The following is a 19,760-nucleotide window of genomic DNA, read 5'->3' as shown; positions in this document are numbered from 1 at the left end:
CGTGGCTCGCAAGATCTACGGCATCGTGGTGTACGCCCTGTTCGCCGCGGCATTCCTGTACACGATCGGCTTTCTGGCCAACGCCGTGGTGCCCAAGGGCATCGACGACGGCACGGTCCGCCCCGCCTGGCAGGCGATCGTGGTGGACCTCGCCCTGCTGGGCGCCTTCGCCGTCCAGCACACCGTGATGGCGCGGCCCTGGTTCAAGCGGCACTGGGTGCCCGCGGCCATCGAGCGCAGCACCTTCGTCCTGGCCGCGACGGTCCTGCTGATCCTGTTGCTCTGGCTGTGGCAACCCCTGCCCGCCTCGGTCTGGACGGTCGGCCCCGGCTGGGCGCGTGCCGTCCTGTGGACGCTCTACCTGGGCGGCTGGGGCTTCCTTTTCTTCAGCACTTTCGCGCTGGGTCACTTCGACCTGTTCGGCCTGCGGCAGGCGTTGTCCCGCAACTACACCGAGCCGAAGTTCCGCGAGCCGTCGATCTACCGCTACATCCAGCACCCGATCATGGTCGGTTTCCTGATCGCGTTCTGGGCCGCGCCCGACATGAGCGCCGGCCGCCTGCTCTTCGCCGGCGTCTCCACGGCGTACATCATGGTGGGTGTGCGTTTCGAGGAGCACGACCTCAAGCAGCAGCTGGGCGCGCCCTACACCGAGTACGCCGCCCGGGTGCCGCGTTTCGTGCCGCGCCCGGCGAGCAAGGGCCGGCGAGGGGCGGTGAGTGATGACCGCGCTGCGGCCGAACGCTGACGGCTTCGTCGAACACCGGGGCACAAAGATCAATTTCCACGTGTACGGCGAAAGCGGGCCGACCATTCTGCTGCTGCCGACGTGGACCCTCGTGCACCAGCGGATCTGGAAGATGCAGGTCCCGCACCTTTCCCGGCACTTTCGCGTCGTCACCTACGACGGCCCCGGCAACGGCGGATCCGACCGCCCGCTGGAAAGTTCCTGGTACAGCCAGGAAAGCCAGATCGCCTACGCGCTCGCCGTGCTCGACGCGACCGGCACCGACAAGGCCGTGGTCGTCGCCCTCTCCCGCGCGGCCAACTGGGCGCTCGAGCTCGCCGCCGAGCACCCCAGCCGCGTGCACGGCACCGTGATCATCGGACCGGCGATATCCCTTCCGCCGCAGGCCGCCCGCTCGACCAACCTCGACATGGCCGCGCACCTTCCGCAGCTGCCGCCGACCGCCGTGCCCCGGCTCGGCGCCGACCCGCAGACGCACTGGGCGAAATACAACTGGCAGTACTGGCTGGAGCACTACGAAGATTTCGCCTGGTTCTTCCTCGGCCAGTGCTTCCCCGAGCCGCACTCCACCAAGCCGATCGACGACGGCGTCGCCTGGGCGCTCGAGACCACCGGCGCGGTCCTGGTCGCCGAGAGCCGCGCCGGCCGGCCCGACGAGGCGACGATCCGGGACTGGTGCGCGCGGATCGGGAGCCCGCTGCTGGCCGTCCACGGCACCGAAGACCGGATCTCCCCGCTCGCCCGCAGCGAACTGCTCTGCGAGCTGACCGGCGGCGAGCTGGTCACGATCGAGGGCGCCGGGCACGTGCCGCAGGTGTGCGATCCCGTTCGCCTGAATCTGCTGATCGGCGATTTCGCCGCCCGGTTCCGGGCCGCCGGGCCGCGCCGCAGCGTCTGGCCGCGGTGGAGCAGCCGGCCGAAGCGGGTGCTGTATCTGTCCTCGCCGATCGGGCTCGGCCACGCGCGGCGAGATCTGGCGATCACGCGGCAGCTGCGGGAGCGGCATCCCGGCGTACGCGTCGATTGGCTCACCCAGCACCCGGTGACCCGGATGCTCGCCGACGAGGGCGAGCGGGTCCATCCCGCGAGCCGACTGCTGCTCAGCGAGTCGGCGCACATCGAGGACGAGTCGGGCGAACACGACCTGCACGCGTTCCAGGCGCTGCGCTCGATGGACGAGATCCTCATGAACAACTTCATGGTGTTCCACGACTTGGTCACCGAGGAGCAGTACGACCTGGTCGTCGGCGACGAGGCCTGGGACGTCGACCACTTCCTGCACGAGAATCCCGAGCTCAAGCGTTTCGCGTACGCGTGGCTGACCGACTTCGTCGGTTTCCTGCCGATGCCCGGCGACGACGAGCGTGCCCAGCTGGTCACCGCCGACTACAACGCCGAGATGATTGAGCGCATCGCCCGCTTCCCGCGCCTGCGCGACCGGGCCGTGTTCGTCGGTGACCCCGACGACATCGTCCCGTCGCGTTTCGGCGACGACATGCCTTTCATCCGTGACTGGACCGAGTCGCATTTCTCCTTCGCCGGCTACGTGACCGGTTTCGACCCGATCACCTCGGCCGTTCGCGAATCGCTGCGCGCCGAGTTGGGCTACCGACCGGGCGAGCCGGTCTGCGTCGTCACCGTGGGCGGGTCCGGGGTCGGCGGCGACCTGTTACGTCGCGTCGCGGCCGCGTACCCCGAAGCGGCCCGGCGCGTGCCCGGCCTGCGCATGATCATCGTGACCGGCCCCCGCATCGACCCCTCCGCCGTCCCGGCCCGCCCGGGCTTGGAGGTGCACGGCTACCTGCCCGGCCTGCATCGCCACCTGGCCGCGGCCGACCTGGCCGTGGTGCAGGGCGGCCTGACCACGTGCATGGAGCTGACCGCGAGCAACAGGCCGTTCATCTACGTCCCGCTGCGGCGCCACTTCGAACAGAACCTCCACGTCGGCCACCGGCTGCGCCGCCACGACGCCGGCCGCCGGATGGACTACGAGACCCTCGACCCCGACACGCTCGCCGAGGCGATCGCGGAAGAGATCGGCCGCGAGGTCAGCTACCGCCCGGTGACCGCCGACGGCGCGGATCGCGCGGCGGCCCTGCTGGCCGGCCTCCTGTAGGCCGCTTACGCTCGACTCCATGATCCCGGACGACGCCGGCCCTCTCGCCACACTGGACCGCCGGGCCGATCACCGGGACGTGGAGCGGGCGTTGCTCGCGGCCGGCTGGACCGCCTGCGGCGCCGGCGACTGGGCGATCGCGCTCCGCTCCCCGGACGGCACAGCGGCCGCACGCATCAGCCCGTTCGACCCGACCGGCCCCTACGCGGCGGCCCTGTACCGGGAGGCCGCGCACACCCGCCAGGTGCCGCGCCTGTTCGAGCACCGGCGCCTCGCGGGCGGCGGCGACCTGCAGGTGATGGAGTGGCTCCGTCGCGTCCCCGAGGCCGAGGCCGGCGCGTTCCAGCGGGCGATCGCCCGTGCCTCCGGCGAGGTCGCCGAGCTGGCCGGCATCATCCGCGAGGTCCACGAACGGGCCCGGCGCGAGCTGCCCTGGTGCGGCCCTCTCGACCACAACCCGGCCAACGTCATGCGCACGGCCGACCGCCGCCTGGTCGTCACCGACCTGTTCTACGCCGACGGCCCCGATCTGTACCGCGCCGCCGCGACGGACCCCGATCGGGTGGTCGCCCGGATCCCGCAACACGAGCGGCGTTTCATGACCGACATTCCCCTCGCCTCCACGGGACCGTGGGAGCCTGGGGAGAAGGAGGCGATGCGCGCCGCCCTGGCGGCCGCCGACGAGCGGAGACGGACCATGGACGTCAAGGACGTCAACAAGCGAGTCATCGAGCAGTTCCGCGCCGGGGGCGAGATCGAGGGCATGCACCGCGACCGCCTGCTGCTTCTCACCACCACGGGCGCCCGCACCGGCAACGCACACACCACCCCGATGATGTTCCACCGCGACGGCGAGCGCCTCCTGGTGATCGCCTCCAACGCCGGCGCGCCAGCCGACCCCGACTGGTACCGCAACCTGGTCGCCCACCCCGCCGTACGGGTCGAGATCGGCGACAAGACCTACGCGGCCACGGCGACCCCGCTGACCGGCGACGACCGCTCACGGGAGTGGGCCGCGATCACGGAGGCGTACCCGTTCTTCGTCGACCACGAGGCCAAGGCCGGCCGCGACATCCCGGTCGTCGAGCTCACGGCTGCCGCCTGAGCCGGCGAGGCCGTTCCGGTCAGGGAGCCCGGTCGCGGGGATCGGTGGCGGCGATCAGGGCCGCGCGCTGGTCGGGGGAGAGGCGGCCGAACCAGGGCGGCGGACTCAGTGTCGGCAACCGCCGCAATGCGGGCGCGCTTGCGCGGGCTTCCGGGGTTGCATCCAGTACCGGCGCCGCCGCGGGGAGCGGTGCGGACGCCGTACGGGAAAGTGGTTTTGACCTGGGAGGGGGTGAAAAACGGCAAGATCAAGTAGCAGTTCATCTGTTTGAAACCGGCGCGGGGTCTGTGGTAGGTAGAGTGCCGCCATCCTCGACGACATAGACCCGTTCATCGGCACCGCAGCGACCGACCTGCCTCGCGCGCATGGTCTGGCCGCTACCTGGTGGTGGCCGAAACCGCAGGTGGGCAACACCCACCCGGGCGCCACCTCGCCGTTCGGGATGGTTTCCGCCTGCGCGTATTCCGGGGCATATCCGACCGGGTACGGGCGGTACGCGAAGAACACCGAAGGCGTTCCGGAGGAGATGTTCGATCGGGTCGAGGCGTCCGGGTTCACGCATTTTCAGCAATCGGGAACAGGGGCGATCCGGAAGTACTACAACTACGTCCGGGTGACGCCGATGGTGCAGCCGCTCGATTCGCTGGGCGAATCGTGGGCTCTGCACGACGAGGTGGCCGAGGCGGGCTATTACGCGGCGACGCTGGACACCGGCGTGCGGTCCGAGATCACCGTCGGCAGCAAGGTCGCCGTCCACCGCTACACATTCCCGGAGCACCGCTCCGCCCGCGTCGTCGTCGATCTGTCCTGCGGCGGGCTCGCGATCGATCTCGGCCGCACCGTGCCGCTGCGCGCCCAGGTCGAGAGCATGGGCCGCGGCCGCGCCCAGGGCACCGTGGTCATGGAGGGCGTGCCGCTGTCGGTCTACATCGAGGTCGATTCGCCCGGCTGGCGGCAGATGCTGTGGTACGACCGGCGCCTGATCGACGGCGGCACCCGGCTCGACTTCGACAGCATCCGGCACACCAACCTGCGCCCGTTCGGCATGCTCTTCATGGGCTCGGCGCGGGCGGGCCAGGTCGTCGAGGTGCGGATGGGCTTCTCGCTGCGCGGTTGCGAACAGGCCCGGCAGAACCTCGAGCGCGAGTGCGGCAGCGACGCGCCGGCCTTCAACGTGGTGCGCTCGCGCACCCGGGTGCTGTGGCGCGAGCACGTCGGCAAGGTGCAGGTCGATGGGGGTACGCGGGCGCGGCGGCAGGTGTTCGGCACGGCGCTGTACCACTCGATGATCAAGCCGTGTGTCGCCGAGGACGAGAGCCCGTTCTGGCCGAGCTCCGGGCCGTACGCGTTCGACGTCTGCACGATGTGGGACATCTACAAGACGCAGTTGCCGCTGCTCGCCGCGATCGCGCCGGACCGCTTCACCGACCTGCTCGAGTCGCTGATCCGGGTCTGCGAGGAGGAGGGCAACTTCCCGATCGGGTACCGCATGGCCCGCGGCGCCGACCGGTTCTTCCGGCAGGCCAGCGCGCTCGCGCACACGGCGCTCGCCGACGCGCACGTGCTCGCCCGGCCCGGCATCGACTGGAGCTGGGCGCTGGTGCACATGGTCGACGACCTGCGCCGGATGTACGGGGAGGACTTCTTCGAGCACGGCGTGGTGCACCCGATCACGCACACCCTCGATCTCGCGTACGCCCACCACTGCACCGCCCAGGTCGCGCGCGCCCTCAACGACCGCCGCCTCGCCGACGACCTCGAGCGGCGGGGCCGGCAGTGGGTCAACGCGTTCGACCCGGCCACCGGGCTGCTGCGCGACAGCGAGTTCTACGAGGGCGGCAAGTGGAACTACTCGTTCCGCCTGCTGCACGACATGGCCGGCCGGATCTCCCTGGCCGGCGGCGACGACGCGTTCATCGCCATCCTCGACCGGTTCTTCGGCTACGGCGCCGACCCGGTCAAGCAGCCCGGCCAGTGCCCGGCGCCCACCGAGATGGCGGCCGGGTACGCGCTCAACCGGTTCGAGGGCCTCAACAACGAGCCGGACATGGAGGCGCCCTGGGCGTACCACTACGCCGGGCGTACCGACCGCACCGCCGAGATCGTCCATTCCGCGCTGACCTGGCAGTTCGGCACCGGCCCCGGCGGCCTGCCCGGCAACGACGACTCCGGCGGCCTGAGCTCCTGGTACGTCTGGGCCTCGCTGGGCCTGTTCCCGGTCGCCGGCCAGAACCTCTTCCTGATCAACGCGCCCGCCTTCGACCGCGCCGTCCTGCAGGCCGGCGACGGCGAGTTCGTCATCGAGACGAGCGGGCACCGCGAGACGCCGATCGGCGTGGACGGCATCGACCGCGATCCGCCGCCGCAGTACGTGCAGTCGGCGACCCTCAACGGCGTGCCGCTGCACGCCGCCCACCTGTCCGCCGCCGAGGTTCATCGAGGCGGCCGGCTGCACCTGAAACTGGGACCCGAGCCCAGCACCTGGGGAAGCGGGATACGTCCCCCCTCCCTGTCCTGAGCCCTCCACCCCCCGAGGAACGACGATGAACCATCCCAGCCGCCGCCTCGTGATCGTGGTCCGAGCCGACCCGGTGATCTGCGGCCATTCCGGTGAGGCGCGCAATCTCGCCGAGGTCGCCCTGACCCGTGGCTTCGACGACGTCCGGCTGATCACCTGGCCGATCCCGGCGCTCGAGGCGGCCGGGTTGCCGCTCAAGCCGCTCGATCGGCTGCTGCCGTACAGTCCCGGGATCACGGTGGAGCGGCCCGAGGCGGTCGGCGACTACCGGGTGCCCGACGGGCGTCACCTCGCCGGTCTCACCGGCCGGCTGGTCGAGCTGCTCAGCGAGCCGGTGCCGACGGTGTGCCTGTCGATGTACCTGGTGCCGCACACGACGGTCGTGGTCGACGCGGTCACCGCGGCGCGGGCGGCCGGCTTCGACCCGCAGGTGCACACGATCGCGAAAGCGGTCGGCTCGGACGTCACCAACGTGATCCGCTCCTGCCTGCGCGAGGGCCGGTTCGGCGCGGCGACGGTGCTGTTCACGACGTTCCTCGCCAACGACGAGGTGGTCGCGGTCTCCGAGTACACCCGCGACGAGATCATCGCGTCGGCTCTGGAAGTGGATGCGCACTGCGGCACTTCGTTCGCCGCGCAGTGCCGCGCACGCGTACGCGTAAGTTATCCGCCGATCGACGCCTCGGCTTTCCTGGACGTCACGGACGAGGCGGTGGAGGCGGCGCTGGCGCGCCGTGGCCTTTCGCGCGACGGCTACATTCTCTTTCTCTCCCGGGTGGCGCGGGCCAAGGGCATTTACGACCTGATCATCGCGTACGGGCAGATGCGGTGCCGCGATGACGTGAAGCTCGTGGTCGCGGGCAACGGGCCGGCGCTCGATCACGTCCGGGCCATGGCCAAGGAGGACGACCGGATCGTCTTCCTCACCGACGTCGACGACGAGGAGAAGCCACTGCTGATGGCGGGATGCGCGGCGTACGCGCTGCCGACCAAGCCGGAGCCCGATTTCGTGGAGACCTTCGGCATCGCCCTCGCGGAGAAGATGCTCGCCGGCGGCGGCCCGATCGTCACGACCCTGACCGGCGGGACCGGGGAGGCGGTCGGGAAGGCGGCGGTGATCGTCGAGCCGGGCGACATCAACGGCCTCGCCGACGCGCTCGACCGGGTCGTCCTCGAGATGTCCACGGCCCAGCGCGCGGATTACGAGCTGCGGGCCCGGGAGACGGCGATGGCCTTTGCCCGGGAAGCCGTCTTCGACGGGTTGTTCCCGCAGGAGGCAGGCATCCACTGAGTACGATGCGCGGATGGCGCCGTCCACGGGTCCGCGTTACCGCACGTGGGTGCGGATCTCACGGCTGGCGCCGTTCGCCGTTGTCAGCGTGGTCTCGCTGGCAGGGTGCCTGCTCGCTTTTCTGAGCCCCTGGTTCCTGCTGTTCCTCGTGCCGCTGGGGATCTTCGGCTACATCACGCTGATCCTCGGGCTGACGGTGTATCGGCTGGGGCCGGGTGGCTACCAGCGCCGTATCCACGAGCTGATCGCCACGACGGTTCCCCTCCCGCCCGGTGGCCGCGCGCTCGACGTCGGCTGCGGCAGCGGCAGCCTGGTGGTCAAGATCGCCAAGGCTCACCCGACGGCTTCGGTGACCGGGGTCGATTCGTGGGGCGGTTCCTGGGAGTACTCGCGCGACCAGTGCCTGCGTAACGCGCGGCTCGAGGGCGCGGGGGAGCGGGTCTCCTTCGAGAAGCAGAACGGCGCCGCCCTGACCTTCCCCGGCGACACCTTCGACGCGGTGGTCAGCTGCATGACGTTCCACGAGATCAAGGAGAACCCCGACCGGGCCGACGGCGTGGCCGAGGCCCTGCGCGTCCTCTGCCCCGGCGGCGCCTTCTACTTCCTCGACCTCTTCGGCGACCCGGCCTTCTACCCGGCCCCCGGCAAGCTCCGCGCCCTCACCGGCGCCGAGCCCCGGCCGCTCACCGACCTCATGCCGTTGCCGTTCCCGTTGCGCCACCCCAAGGTCCTCGGCCACGCCATGCTCCTGGCCGGCACGAAGCCCGGCCGCGTCGCCTGACCCTGCTCAGCGCACGACCAGGCGCTCCTGACCGATCCGGGTCAGGAGCAGTGGTGGGTCACGGGGGACAGCCACTCCTTGAGCTGCGGGCCCAGCAGCTTGCTGGCGTCGTCCGGGGTCTTGAGGGCGGTGAAGACGCTCGCGTCGGCGGCCTTCTTCTGCAACTCGTCGGCGGCCTGCTTGCCGTCGGCGACGATCTGCGGGTCCTGGGCGCCGGCGGTCGCCGTGCGGATGGAGGTCGCCAGGTCGCCGAGCTTCTTCTGGGCCTGGGCCCGGTCGGCGGCCGAGCCGCTCCCGGCCGCCTTCGCCACGGCCTCGGCGAAGGGGGCCATGCCCTTGGTGTAGGCCTCGCCGATCGCCTCGCAGGCGCTCTTGGTCGCGGGGTCGGCCGCCACGGCGGCCGTCGTCGACCCGGGCGTCGCGCCGGACGTGGCCGCTCCGCAGGCTGCCGGCAACAGGAGCACGGCACCGAGCAGCAGGATACGGACGGCGCGACGCATTGAGAACCTCCGATGGCGGGGCGGGCAGATGCACGATACGTCGCCGCCCGGTCACAGTCCATGCATGGGGGTCGATTTAAAGCTTCGCCAAGATTATGGTCTCGGGCATGGGGGAGATCGACAGTTCGGCGCCGCATCCGGCCCGGCGGTACAACTACTGGCTGGGCGGGGAGGACCACTTCGCGGCCGACCGCGAGTCGGGGGACGCGATCGCCCGGGCGTTCCCGGTCGTCGTCGAGCTGGCGCGGGCCAACCGGGCGTTCCAGCGGCGCTGCGTCGACCACCTCGCGGGGCTGGGCATCGGGCAGTTCCTCGACGTGGGCACGGGGCTGCCGGCGCCGGACAACACCCACGAGGTCGCGCAACGCCGCAACCCCGGAGCGCGCGTCGTCTACGTCGACAACGATCCGATCGTAGCGACCCGCGCCGCGGCATTGATGGACGGCGGACGCACCGCCTACCTCGAGGCCGACCTGCGCGACCCGGCGGCGATCCTCGGGCACCCTGCGCTGCGCGAGACCCTCGACCTCGACCGGCCGGTCGCGCTGCTGCTCGTCGCGGTGCTGCATTTCATGCACGACGACAACCAGGTCGCGTACGCGGTCCGGACGCTGATGGACGCGCTGCCGGCGGGCTCCTACCTCGCGATCAGCCACGGGACGATGGACTTCAGCACGAAAGCGGGCGTCGAGGCGTACGAGAAGATGTTCGCCGAAGGCCGCACGGACGTCCGCGCTCGCCCGCGGCCGGTGATTCGCGGGCTTTTCGAGGGAACCGAGATCGTCGAGCCGGGCATCGTCCGGGTCGGTTCCTGGCGGGCGCCGGCCGCGAAAATGCCGAGCGCGGACCTGGAAATTCTCGCCGCCGTGGGCCGCAAGCTCTGACGCAGGTCACACCCTGTAGATCGACGGGCCGCGAGGTGATTGTCTAGGCGCGTGAGCGACTCGCAGGCGACGACCCAGCTTCAGGGCACCACCGCCTGGAAAACCCGGCTGACCACGCCGGTGCGGCTCTTGCTGCGCACCGAGGCCGGCAGCGCGGCCGTGCTCGTCACCGCGATCGTCATCGCCATGATCTGGGCGAACGTCGCGGACGGATCCTACGAAAATTTCTGGCACACCGACCTGTCGATCCACCTCGGCGACATGAGCATCTCGCTGACCCTGCGCGAGTGGGTCAACAGCGGGCTGATGACGCTGTTCTTCCTGGTGGTGGGCCTGGAGGCGCGGCGCGAGTTCGACCTGGGCGACCTGCGGGACCGGCGGCGGTTCATCCTGCCGGCGGCGGCCGGCATCGCGGGGATGATCCTGCCGGTCTCGATCTTCCTGGCGATCAACCACGGCGGTCCGGGGTCGGGCGGCTGGGGCGTGGCGATGTCGACCGACACGGCGCTCGCCCTCGGGCTGCTGGCGCTGGTCGGGCGGCGGGTGCCGGATCAGGCGCGGCTGTTCCTGGTGACCGTCTCGGTGGTGGACGACCTGATCGCGCTGCTGGTCATCGCGGTGGCGTACACCGATGAGATCAAGCTCATGCCATTGCTCATCGCGATCGTGCTGTACCTGGCAACTTTCGTGCTGGCGCGGCGGCAGGTGCGCAGCGGATACGCGTATGTGCCGCTCGGCATCGCGATCTGGGGCGCGATGCTGGCCAGCGGCATCGACCCGGTCGTCTCCGGCCTCGCGCTGGGGCTGGCCGCGGCCGCGTACACGCCGGCGCGCGGCGACCTCGAGACGGCCAGCGACCTGTTCCGCTCCTTCCGCGAACAACCGACCCCGGAGCTGGCCCAGGGCCTGCGGGTCGGCGTGGTCAACTCCTTCTCCTGGAACGACCGACTCCAGCGCACCTACCAGGGTGCGAGCAGCTATCTGATCGTGCCGCTGTTCGGCCTGGCCAACGCCGGCATCGCCATCGACGCGCATTTCCTGCGGCAGGCGGTCACGTCGCCGGTGACGATCGGCGTCTTCGTCGCGTACGTCTGCGGCAAGCCGATCGCGATCACCGGCGTCTCCTGGCTCATCACCCGGCTGAGCGGCCGCCGGGTCCAGCCTGGCGTCGGCTGGGCGTCCGTGCTCGGCACCGGCACGATCGCCGGGATCGGCTTCACGGTTTCGTTCCTGATCGCGAATCTTGCGTTCGAGGGCCCGGCGCTCGCTGAGGCGAAGCTGGGCGTGCTCACCGCCGCGATAGTGGCGTCGTTGCTGACCTGGTCCGAGTTCCGGATCACGTTCATGCTGCCCAAGGCCAAGCGTGCGGTGGCCCTGCTCGGCGACGCCGACCAGCTCACCGACCTGATCCCCGAGGTCGACGAGGAGCGCGACCACGTGCGGGGACCGGCCGAGGCGTCGGTCACCATCGTCGAGTACGGCGACTTCCAGTGCCCCTACTGCGGCCGCGCCGAGCCGATCGTGCGCGAGCTGTTCACCGACGCCGACCTGCGCTTCGTCTGGCGAAACCTGCCGCTCACCGACGTGCATCCGCTGGCCCAGCTGGCGGCCGAGGCCGCCGAGGCGGCCGGCCTCCAGGGCAAATTCTGGGAGATGCACGATCTGTTGCTTGCGCATCAGGACAACTTGCGCATCACCGATCTCCTCGGGTACGCCCGGCAGATCGCGCTCGACGAGGAGCGGTTCCACGACGACATGATGCGGCGCGCGGCCGCCGAGCGCGTCGCCAACGACCTCGAGTCGGCCGACCTCAGCGGCGTCTCCGGCACGCCGACGTTCTTCATCAACGGCCAGCGTCACTACGGCGCGTACGACGTGGGCACGCTCAAGGAAGCCATCCGCCTGGCCCGCGTCCGCGCGAAGATCGCCCAGCGCCGCCGCTAAGCCCCGGCGGCTGCCTTCTTGCTGCGCCGGCGACGCCAGACGTACGCGACAAGCAGCAGGACCGCGATGCCCACCGCAACCACCAGGTATCTGCTTATGCCCTTGGCGATCTCCTCGATGTGGTCGCCGGCGAAGTAGCCGCCGGTCGACCACGCGCCGACCCAGAGGGCGGCGCCCAGGGCGTTCCAGGCGAGAAACTTGTGGAACGGCATGCCGGTGATGCCCGCGACGATGCCGTTGAACTGGCGCAGGCCCTCGACGAAGCGGGCCACCACGACGATCTTGGGGCCCTGGCGGGACATGAAGCCCTCGACCCGGTCGAACCGCTCGGGGGTCAGGCGCACGTAGCGGCCGAAACGCTGCACCAGCGGCCGGCCGCCGCGACGGCCGATCCAGTAGCCGACGCTGTCGCCGATCACGGCGGCGACGAAAGCGGTGATCGCGACGGCGACGATGCTGAGGTGGCCGCTGCCGGCGTACGCGGCGCCGGCGATGATCGCCGTCTCGCCCGGCGCCGGAACGCCGAAACTTTCTATGAAGACGAGGCCGCCGATGCCGAGATAGCCGAACCGGTCGATGAGCTCCAGCATCCCGACACCCCCCGTTGACCACCGTAGGCCGGGGCCGGGGGCGGAGCACGCTTTCGCGACGGGCGCCACAGGACCGAACCGCGGCCGGTCGCGGACGCCGGAATTTGTCGGTGGCTGGGTCTAGCGTGTGCCCCATGACCGACGACTACCCGTGGGAGCCACCCCTCGCCGGCACCGAGGCGGAGCAGCTGGTCGGCGCCCTGAACCGCTTGCGCACCACGTTTCGCTTCAAGGCCGACGACCTCGGCTCCGCGGGTCTGAACGCCCGGCTGGGCGTCTCCACGCTGACCCTCGGCGGCCTCCTGAAACACCTGGCCGCCATGGAGGACTACTACTCCACCACCAAGCTCCACGGCGTCCCCGTCGGCGATCCGTGGGAATCGATGGGCTGGACGGGCGACAACGACTGGGAGTTCGAGTCCGCGGCGGCCGACTCGCCCGAGACGCTTTACGCCCTGTGGGACGGCGCGGTCGACCGCGCCCGTGCTCGCCTGGCCGAGAGCCTGACCACGGGCGACCTGAGCCGGCCGATCCACGCCGCGCGGGCCGACGGCACCCACGCCAACCTTCGCCGGCTGATCTGCGACCTCCTCGAGGAGTACGGCCGGCACACCGGCCACGCCGACCTGCTCCGCGAGGCGATCGACGGGCGTACGGGCGAAGACCCGCCGCCGGGCTGGCGCGCGAAATCCGGCAACTACCAGATGCCCTGACCCGCCGTTCCGCAGTCGGTTATTCGGTCGACGTGGACATCCGGTCGCGGTAGAACCGGCAGATGACCGAACAACAGTTGCCGGGCGGGCGCAGTTTCGGGGCCGTGCGCGTCGGCGACGAGGTCCGCCGCCCCCCGCAGCCGTGGACGGCGACGGTGCACTCGGTGCTGCGGCATCTGGAAGACGCCGGCTTCGACGGGGCTCCGCGGGCCCGCGGCTTCGACGACCAGGGCCGCGAACGCCTGACGTTCCTGCCCGGCCGCACGCTGGGCGAGTCCAGCCCGTGGCCGGACTGGCTGCGCGGCGACGACGCGCTCCGGCAGGTCGGTGGGTGGCTCCGGCGGCTGCACGACGCGACCGCGACGTTCCGGCCGGCCGCCGGCACCGTCTGGTTCACCGGCCGGGCGTGGCAGCCGGGACTGCTGATCGGTCATCTCGATGCGTCGCCGTGGAACGCCGTATGGTCCGGCGACGACCTGGTCGGCTTCGTCGACTGGGACACGGCCAGCCCCTCCCGGCGCGAGGAGGACCTGGCGTTCTCGGCGCTGACCTGGGTCCCGCTGCTGACGGCGGAGATCGCCGAGCAGGTCGGATTCGGTGACGCGGCCGACCGGCGCCGGCGGTTCCACCTGCTGCTCGACGCGTACGGGTACACCGGCGACCGGAGGGCGATCCGCGACGCGATCCTCGGGCGGGTCGAGCGCAATGTCGCGATGATCCGGCAGTTCGCCGACGGCGGCGAGCCGGTCTTCGAGCACCTGCTGCCGTGGGCCGCCGACCTGGAACGGTCCGGCGCCGAGGTGGCCGCGCTGCCGGACGAGTTCTGGCCGGCGCCCGGCCGCGATTAGCTACGGGCCGTCGGTCGTCCCCGGGGTCAGTACCGCGACGGCGGGCTCGTGGAGGCTGCCCAGCCAGACCTGGCCCTGGTGTTCCCGCACGCCGGTGACCATGTGGAAGTCGGGGCTGTCGACGGACAGGTCGTGCACCAGCTTGCCCTCGTCGTCGTAGGCCTGGACCCGGATGATCCGCTTCGGGGCCGGCTGCAGGGGCTCGGGAACCTTGGTCACCTGGCGGCGGATCCACATCGGGCCGCGCTGGAGGCGTTCCACCATCGGGTCCTTCGGGCTGGCGATCGAGACCCAGATCAGGCCGTCGCTGCCACCGGCGATGTTGTCGGGGTAGCCGGGCAGGTCCTCGACCAGGAAGTCGTCGCGGCTGTCGGAGAGCCAGTGGCGGGCGACGGCGCGGGCGCCCGTTTCGGCCACGGCCACGAAAGATTCGTCGGAAGCCAGCGCGACGCCGTTGGCGAAGGCCAGGCCGTCCCGCAGGACGGTGACCGTGCCGTCGGGAGCTCGGCGCAGCAGGCGGCCGGTGCGGGTCTGCTCGACCATCTCGGCCTTCCACTCGTCGATCGGGTGGACTGTCGAGGAATCCGAGAAATAGATGGTGCCGTCCGTGGCCACGGCGGCGTTGTTGCAGAACAGCATGTCGCCGGCCAGAGCCTCGACGGCGCCGTTGGACGGGTCGACCGACAGCAGGCCGCGGCGGGCGTCGCAGACCAGGAGCCGGCCGCCGGGCAGAAGCTCGATGCCCAGCGGCCGGCCACCGGTGTCGGCCACGGCCTGCACCGCCCCGGAGCCGGGATCGATGCGATGGATGACGCCGTCGTCGGTGCCGGTGAAGACCGCGCCGTCGGGGGCCACGACTACGTCCTCGGCGCCGTTGCCGGGGACCGGGATCACACGGAAGTCCATGTGGCCCGACTATTCACCCTTCGGTGACGCGGATCAATGAGGGTTGTTCAGGGCCCACCTTGAGCCGCACCTCGCCGCACCTCAGCGGCTCGGTCTCCACCGCCCTGAATAACCCTCAACGGCCTAAAGGACGCCGGCGAAGCGCAGGAACGCGGGGATGGTGTCGACCGGCGAGCCGTCGGGGAGGAGCACGCCCTGGCTGGGCGACCAGCTCGACTGCCGCAGGTAGGACGACGGGTCCAGGCGCAGCTGGCCGATCAGGGTCTCCGCGACGACACGGCTGCCGAGCGCGCCCAGCGCGTTGCCCTGCGCCTTCACCTCGGACTCGCGCAGGACGTAGAACCACAACGGCGTACGGGTGTCGAAACCGCCCTGACGCACGGCGGTCGCCACCGGGTCGTCGCCGGCGATCTCGTCCGCGGTCAGCTGCGGCAGGCCCAGCTCGTCGGCCACGGCCTGACCGGTCGGCAGGTTCAGCCGGTAACCGCGCAGAAGGTTGCGGCGGGCCAGGTGCCGCAGCAGCGCGATCAGGTCGGGCGTGCCGGTCTCGCCGGCCGACTGGTTCACCATCTGGCTCAGCGGCAGCGACAGGTGGGTGTCGATGCGACGGGCGAATCGGTCCGCGAAAAGACTGTCCTTGTCGACGAAACGATTCCACTCGATCGGCCAGTTGCTCGGCAGGGTCGGGTTGTTGCCGAGGCCGCCGACGCCGGTGAAGCGGAACAGCAGGGCCAGGGAGGCGTCCGGCAGCGTGTTGTTGCCGGGGCGGCCGAAGTTGCGGTTCCAGTCGTAGGCGCCGCGGACCATGCTGTGGCCGAACCGGTAGGCGGCCACCGAGAACTCGAGCGGCATGTACACGCGGTCCAGCAGCCCGCTGTCGCCGCCGAGAACGAAATCGACGACGTCCGGCACGGTGATGGTGCGCAAGAAATCGTGGACGCACAGCCACTGGTAGGTCCACCGGGTCAGGTCGCGGGCCCGCAGGAATACGTCGCTGAGGCCGCTGCGCTGGGGCTCGTTGACGCGTACCCAGTCGACCGCCGCGTTGTGGAAACGCAGGAAAGCCACGTGCAACTGCCCGACCACCAGGTTCTCGTCGTTGCGGGCGTCGCCGACCAGCGGGACCTTGTCGGCTCGGCGCGGCAGGTCGCGAGCCAGGTCGTCGACCGGCGGGATGCGCACGCCGACCTCGACGGGCGTGAGCGCGCCGACCCGCAGCTTCGCCCGGTCCTCGGTCTGGTACGGCACGGCGATCTGCGCCGGATCGGCGGGCTGCGGGGCGAAGGGGCCGTCGCCGTAGACCGAGTCGAGGTTCAGCGCGGGGTTGCGGGCGTTCTTGAGCAGGTCGCGGACCTGGTCGGGGTCGAGCGGCGGCAGCGGCGTGTCGCGGATGCTGATCACACTGTCGTTGTCGGTCGCGGCCGTCAGGTCGTGGTCGACGAACTGGCCCCAATACGTGTAGACGGGCGGGATCGGCGAGCTGCGATCGTCGGCCGGCGGCTCCTGATCGATCATCGCGTTGCCGAGGGCGTTGAGCGCGGCGACCGTCGTGTTCACCTCGTCCTCGCTGCCCGCGGGCAGGTGCGCGTCGGGCTTTCCGACCAGTTCCGGAAACAGGTAGTCGAAATCGGTGGTGCCGGCGGCGAAACTCTGCGCCGCGTCGCTGAGCTTGGTCCAGCCCTCGTGGCTGAGCTCCTCGGCGTTCGGGGCGTTGTCGGCGATCGCGTGCGCGCCGTGTCCCATGTGGGCGATGATCGTGCTGGGCTGACCGTTTCGTTTCACGTTTTCTCCCCCGTTCGGAAGTTGCCAGCGTGCCGCAGACCGTTCGGCGCCGCCTCGGGGAACTCCCTCGGTGACGGCAAGGTGACAATCCGGCTTATCGGGAGATGCCGGCCTCGACCAGATAGCGCACGAGCTGCGTCCGGGAACGCACGCCGAGTTTCCGGTAGGCGCTGGAAAGATGCGTCTCGATCGTCTTGCGGGAGAGTCGCAGCGCCAAGGCCGCCTCGGGATTGCTCAGCCCGCCGGCGATCGCCCGCACGACCTGGGTTTCGCGCTGCGTGAGCCCGTCGAGCACCTCGGCCGGCTCGCCCAGCGGCAATTCTTCGACGCCGGGCACGTCCGGTTTCTGGCGGGCCGCGAAAATCATGCCGACCCCGGCCGAGCGGACTCGGCGCGCGACGAAGAACAGCGCGGTCGCCGACGGCGGGTCGATCAGATCCATGTCGTCCACGACCACCAGCACCGGCGCCGCCGTACACAGCAAGTTCAACGTCGAAAGACAGACGTGGTACGGGTTGAGATCGCCGGCACGCAGGGCAAGGGCCGCTCCCATCGCCCGGGCCTGCGGCGGGGGAAGCTGAGCAATGCGGTCGCGCAAGGGGCGCAACAGATCACCCAGGGCCGCGTACGGCAGCGCCGCCTCGCCGGCAACGCCCGCGGCGGTCAGGACGGTCATGCCGGGCACGCGCGTCGCCAGGCGTGCCAGCAGCGCCGTCTTGCCGCCGCCCGGCTCACCGGTCACCGCCACCGCGCCGCCCCGGCCGGCCCGCACCCCGGCGACCAGCAGATCGAGGCGCCGGAGGGCCGCCGGAGCGTGCGGGTCCGCTTCCCATGACATCGGGCCCCCGTGTGGAATCCGCACACGATCCTTTCTCGACCATGCCCGGTGCCGGTCCCGGCGCGCCACCCCGCAAGCTGGCAGATATCCGACTTGTCAGCCACGCCATGCGAAAGTAGGCACGCGCTCACGAAAGTCGGCACGAACCCACGAGAGTCGGCGGGCGTGCGCGAAAGTCGGAGGGCGCGCGCGAAAGTCGGCGGCGCGCGTGAGAGAGTCGGCGGGCCGCGCCTGAAAGTCGGCACGCGCGTGAAAGTCGGCGCGGGGCCGCCAAAGTCAGCGGGCGTTTGCGAAATCAGCACCGACCGGCGAAGAACGAGACCGTGACCCGCTCGGGTGGCCGCCCGTTCTCGGCGATGTCGAGCGGCACGCACCGCCGGCCGGTCACGTGGAAGCCCCCGATGTAGGCCGTGTCGGAGTCGGCGCAGGCATGGAACGTCACCGACCGGGCGGGGGAGTAGCCCCAGCCCTGGCCGTAGTTGAGGCCCGCCACCCCGGCGAACGAATCGGGTATCGACACCGTCACCACCGCGCCGGCCTTCACCTCGGCGCCCAGCTTGTAGTCGCCGGTGGCGGGGTCGCCGTTGGTGGTCGGGGAGGCGGTGGCCCAGCCGCGCAGGCCGGGCCAGCTGATCGAGCCGGCCACGACGTCGTCCGGCGCCCGCGATGAGGTGAACTTGATGTGCGCCTCGTCGGCCACGCACTCGATGCTGCGCGGCCCGCCCGCAGACGACGCGGCGGGTGAGAGCGAAACCCCGGGTGAAAGCGAAACCCCGGGCGATGGCGAAAGCGCCGGTGAAGGCGAAACCCCGGGCGGCGGCGAGACGGCCCGGGGAGAAGACGAGGAGCAGGCGCCGAGGAGCAGAGCCGCGGCGAGCCCGAATCCGCGAACGCCCGACATCCCCATCGCCGGATCATATGACGGGGAACCGCCCGCGCCCGGACCGCGTCGAAAGGACCGTGCACACTTCACGAAGGCGTACGCGAATCGTTGCCGTTGCCGTTGCCGTCGCGAGCGCCATGCTGGTGAGCGGTTGTGGCGGCGGGGTTCCCGGGGACGCCGGCCGGATCGACGCGAAGCTGGTCAGCGATCTCCAGCCCGCCGACGCGCAGGCGGTCGCGCAGGGGATGAACGCGTTCGGTTTCGACCTGTTCCACGAAATTTCCGACGGCAAGCAGAACACGATCACGTCGCCGCTGTCGGTCTCGGTGCTGCTGGCGATGGTTCTTGCGGGCGCGGACGGCGACACCGCCGCGAAAATGGCGAAAGTGCTGCACCTCGACGAGCGCCGCGACGTGCGGGTCGGCGCGCTGCTGCGCACGCTGGCCGACACCGACGAGGTGAAGCTGTCGGTCGCCGACGCGCTCTGGGCGGACGAGGGGGCGCCCCTCGAGCAGGAGTATCTCGATTTCGTGCGCAAGACGTTCGGCGCCACCGTCGAGCAGGCCGACCTGGGCCGGGCCGAGGCGGCGAAGGACATCGACGAGTGGGCGAAGAAGAACACCGGCGGCCGGATCGACAAGATCGCCGGCGACCTCGGCCTGCCCGACCCGCAGGCGATGCTGGTCCTGCTGAACGCCGTCTACTTCCTCGGCGAGTGGAAAACGAAGTTCTCGGACACCGCGCCCGGCCAGTTCGCGGTCGCCGGCGGCACGAAAGTCGACGTGCCGATGATGCACCTGAGGAACGAAAACCTCGGGTACGCCGAGCGCGACGGTTTCCGCATGCTGCGCCTTCCGTACGGCGAGAACGGCCGCTACGCCATGGAAATCATGCTGCCCGACGAAGGAAAGACCCTGAAACTCGACGCCGAGACGTGGCGCGACGCGGTGGCCGGCCTCAGCGATCAGGAGATCGACGAGGTGGCCCTGCCCCGCTTCGAGCTGCGCTGGTCGGGCGACCTGACCGGGCCGCTCGTCAAGCTCGGCCTGCCCACCAGCGGCTTCACCGCCATGTCGAAGGCGAACCCGGACCTCGCGAAAGTTGTGCACAAGACCTACCTCAAGGTCGACGAGGAGGGCACCGAGGCGGCCGCCGTCACCGGGGGCGTCATGGTCACCTCGGCCCGGGCCGGCCAGACCACTTTCGTGGTCGACCGGCCCTTCGCCTTCACCATCTCCGATCAGAAAACCGGCGCGATACTTTTCCTCGGCGAGGTCGCCGACCCCAGGAGCTGAAGCGAGGCCGCCGACGCC

The 19,760-nt window shown here is 70.7% G+C and carries 17 protein-coding genes; 11 read left to right on the top strand and 6 right to left on the bottom strand.

Annotated elements, in window-relative coordinates; all coding sequences use genetic code 11:
• The first annotated feature begins 1 nt into the window (after window position 1).
• The 6 genes from mddA (at window position 2) to ACIA5D_RS20320 (ending at window position 8,559) form a co-directional block, all read left to right on the top strand.
• A complete protein-coding gene (mddA, locus tag ACIA5D_RS20345; RefSeq protein WP_396031664.1) occupies window positions 2-748 on the top strand; it encodes a methanethiol S-methyltransferase in 747 nt (248 codons plus the stop codon).
• The gene (locus ACIA5D_RS20340; RefSeq protein ID WP_396031663.1) at window positions 723-2,864 is read left to right on the top strand and encodes an alpha/beta fold hydrolase; all 2,142 of its coding nucleotides are present in this window, start codon (window positions 723-725) and stop codon (window positions 2,862-2,864) included. The genes mddA and ACIA5D_RS20340 overlap by 26 nt, the downstream gene beginning before the upstream one ends.
• Window positions 2,865-2,883: 19 nt before the next feature.
• The gene (locus tag ACIA5D_RS20335) at window positions 2,884-3,969 is read left to right on the top strand and encodes a nitroreductase family deazaflavin-dependent oxidoreductase (RefSeq protein WP_396031662.1); all 1,086 of its coding nucleotides are present in this window, start codon (window positions 2,884-2,886) and stop codon (window positions 3,967-3,969) included.
• Window positions 3,970-4,276: 307 nt separating this feature from the next.
• Window positions 4,277-6,487: a glycoside hydrolase domain-containing protein gene (locus ACIA5D_RS20330; protein WP_396031693.1), complete on the top strand. Its 2,211-nt coding sequence runs from the start codon at window positions 4,277-4,279 to the stop codon at window positions 6,485-6,487.
• Window positions 6,488-6,512: 25 nt separating this feature from the next.
• Window positions 6,513-7,778, top strand: a complete 1,266-nt coding sequence (locus tag ACIA5D_RS20325; protein WP_396031661.1) for a glycosyltransferase — start codon at window positions 6,513-6,515, stop codon at window positions 7,776-7,778.
• Window positions 7,779-7,791: 13 nt separating this feature from the next.
• Window positions 7,792-8,559 (top strand): class I SAM-dependent methyltransferase, encoded by a 768-nt coding sequence (locus tag ACIA5D_RS20320; RefSeq protein ID WP_396031660.1) that lies wholly within the window; start codon window positions 7,792-7,794, stop codon window positions 8,557-8,559.
• A gap of 41 nt (window positions 8,560-8,600) precedes the next feature.
• Here ACIA5D_RS20320 and ACIA5D_RS20315 read toward each other — a convergent pair whose 3' ends face one another.
• Window positions 8,601-9,059: a hypothetical protein gene (locus ACIA5D_RS20315; protein ID WP_396031659.1), complete on the bottom strand. Its 459-nt coding sequence runs from the start codon at window positions 9,057-9,059 to the stop codon at window positions 8,601-8,603.
• Between the two features lie 107 nt (window positions 9,060-9,166).
• Here ACIA5D_RS20315 and ACIA5D_RS20310 point away from each other — a divergent pair, with 107 nt between their 5' ends.
• Together ACIA5D_RS20310 and nhaA are read left to right on the top strand one after the other, a co-directional pair.
• Entirely contained in the window at window positions 9,167-9,943 is a 777-nt protein-coding gene (locus ACIA5D_RS20310) for an SAM-dependent methyltransferase (RefSeq protein WP_396031658.1), read from the top strand.
• Between the two features lie 51 nt (window positions 9,944-9,994).
• On the top strand, window positions 9,995-11,887 hold the full coding sequence (gene nhaA, locus ACIA5D_RS20305; protein WP_396031657.1) for a Na+/H+ antiporter NhaA: 1,893 nt from the start codon (window positions 9,995-9,997) through the stop codon (window positions 11,885-11,887).
• On the opposite strand, the gene ACIA5D_RS20300 is transcribed toward nhaA, so the two are convergent.
• Complete coding sequence (locus ACIA5D_RS20300) at window positions 11,884-12,477, bottom strand: DedA family protein (RefSeq protein WP_396031656.1); 594 nt, start codon at window positions 12,475-12,477, stop codon at window positions 11,884-11,886. The genes nhaA and ACIA5D_RS20300 overlap by 4 nt on opposite strands.
• Before the next feature lie 134 nt (window positions 12,478-12,611).
• Here ACIA5D_RS20300 and ACIA5D_RS20295 point away from each other — a divergent pair, with 134 nt between their 5' ends.
• Both ACIA5D_RS20295 and ACIA5D_RS20290 read left to right on the top strand, forming a co-directional pair.
• The gene (locus tag ACIA5D_RS20295) at window positions 12,612-13,190 is read left to right on the top strand and encodes a DUF664 domain-containing protein (protein WP_396031655.1); all 579 of its coding nucleotides are present in this window, start codon (window positions 12,612-12,614) and stop codon (window positions 13,188-13,190) included.
• A 62-nt stretch (window positions 13,191-13,252) separates the two neighbouring features.
• Window positions 13,253-14,038, top strand: a complete 786-nt coding sequence (locus tag ACIA5D_RS20290; protein ID WP_396031654.1) for a phosphotransferase — start codon at window positions 13,253-13,255, stop codon at window positions 14,036-14,038.
• Here the strand turns inward: ACIA5D_RS20290 and ACIA5D_RS20285 are convergent, their stop codons facing one another.
• The 4 genes from ACIA5D_RS20285 to ACIA5D_RS20270 all read right to left on the bottom strand — a co-directional run bounded on the left by ACIA5D_RS20285 (window position 14,039) and on the right by ACIA5D_RS20270 (window position 18,264).
• Window positions 14,039-14,944, bottom strand: coding sequence for an SMP-30/gluconolactonase/LRE family protein (locus tag ACIA5D_RS20285; RefSeq protein ID WP_396031653.1), 906 nt, complete (start codon window positions 14,942-14,944; stop codon window positions 14,039-14,041).
• Window positions 14,945-15,067: 123 nt separating this feature from the next.
• Window positions 15,068-16,726 (bottom strand): heme peroxidase family protein, encoded by a 1,659-nt coding sequence (locus tag ACIA5D_RS20280; protein ID WP_396031652.1) that lies wholly within the window; start codon window positions 16,724-16,726, stop codon window positions 15,068-15,070.
• Window positions 16,727-16,820: 94 nt separating this feature from the next.
• Window positions 16,821-17,564 carry a LuxR C-terminal-related transcriptional regulator gene (locus ACIA5D_RS20275; protein ID WP_396031651.1) on the bottom strand — a complete coding sequence of 248 codons (744 nt, stop codon included), beginning with the start codon at window positions 17,562-17,564 and terminating at the stop codon, window positions 16,821-16,823.
• Between the two features lie 295 nt (window positions 17,565-17,859).
• Window positions 17,860-18,264, bottom strand: a complete 405-nt coding sequence (locus tag ACIA5D_RS20270) for a hypothetical protein (RefSeq protein ID WP_396031650.1) — start codon at window positions 18,262-18,264, stop codon at window positions 17,860-17,862.
• 320 nt (window positions 18,265-18,584) lie between these two features.
• On the opposite strand from ACIA5D_RS20270, the gene ACIA5D_RS20265 reads away from it, so the two are divergent.
• Window positions 18,585-19,742, top strand: a complete 1,158-nt coding sequence (locus tag ACIA5D_RS20265; protein ID WP_396031649.1) for a serpin family protein — start codon at window positions 18,585-18,587, stop codon at window positions 19,740-19,742.
• Window positions 19,743-19,760: the final 18 nt, after the last annotated feature.

This window comes from Actinoplanes sp. NPDC051513 (assembly GCF_044454685.1).
In the GTDB taxonomy this organism is placed as follows: domain Bacteria; phylum Actinomycetota; class Actinomycetes; order Mycobacteriales; family Micromonosporaceae; genus Actinoplanes.
Note: the sequence above shows the minus strand (reverse complement) of the source record. Positions and strands in the feature narration are given on the sequence as shown.

Coding starts and splice junctions, on each gene's coding strand:
- ACIA5D_RS20265 (WP_396031649.1), top strand. CDS start 18,585: ATGCTGGTGAGCGGTTGTGGCGGCGGGGTTCCCGGGGACGCCGGCCGG.
- ACIA5D_RS20315 (WP_396031659.1), bottom strand. CDS start 9,059: ATGCGTCGCGCCGTCCGTATCCTGCTGCTCGGTGCCGTGCTCCTGTTG.
- ACIA5D_RS20320 (WP_396031660.1), top strand. CDS start 7,792: ATGGCGCCGTCCACGGGTCCGCGTTACCGCACGTGGGTGCGGATCTCA.
- ACIA5D_RS20300 (WP_396031656.1), bottom strand. CDS start 12,477: ATGCTGGAGCTCATCGACCGGTTCGGCTATCTCGGCATCGGCGGCCTC.
- ACIA5D_RS20290 (WP_396031654.1), top strand. CDS start 13,253: ATGACCGAACAACAGTTGCCGGGCGGGCGCAGTTTCGGGGCCGTGCGC.
- ACIA5D_RS20325 (WP_396031661.1), top strand. CDS start 6,513: ATGAACCATCCCAGCCGCCGCCTCGTGATCGTGGTCCGAGCCGACCCG.
- ACIA5D_RS20285 (WP_396031653.1), bottom strand. CDS start 14,944: ATGGACTTCCGTGTGATCCCGGTCCCCGGCAACGGCGCCGAGGACGTA.
- ACIA5D_RS20275 (WP_396031651.1), bottom strand. CDS start 17,564: ATGTCATGGGAAGCGGACCCGCACGCTCCGGCGGCCCTCCGGCGCCTC.
- ACIA5D_RS20335 (WP_396031662.1), top strand. CDS start 2,884: ATGATCCCGGACGACGCCGGCCCTCTCGCCACACTGGACCGCCGGGCC.
- ACIA5D_RS20340 (WP_396031663.1), top strand. CDS start 723: ATGACCGCGCTGCGGCCGAACGCTGACGGCTTCGTCGAACACCGGGGC.
- ACIA5D_RS20295 (WP_396031655.1), top strand. CDS start 12,612: ATGACCGACGACTACCCGTGGGAGCCACCCCTCGCCGGCACCGAGGCG.
- ACIA5D_RS20310 (WP_396031658.1), top strand. CDS start 9,167: ATGGGGGAGATCGACAGTTCGGCGCCGCATCCGGCCCGGCGGTACAAC.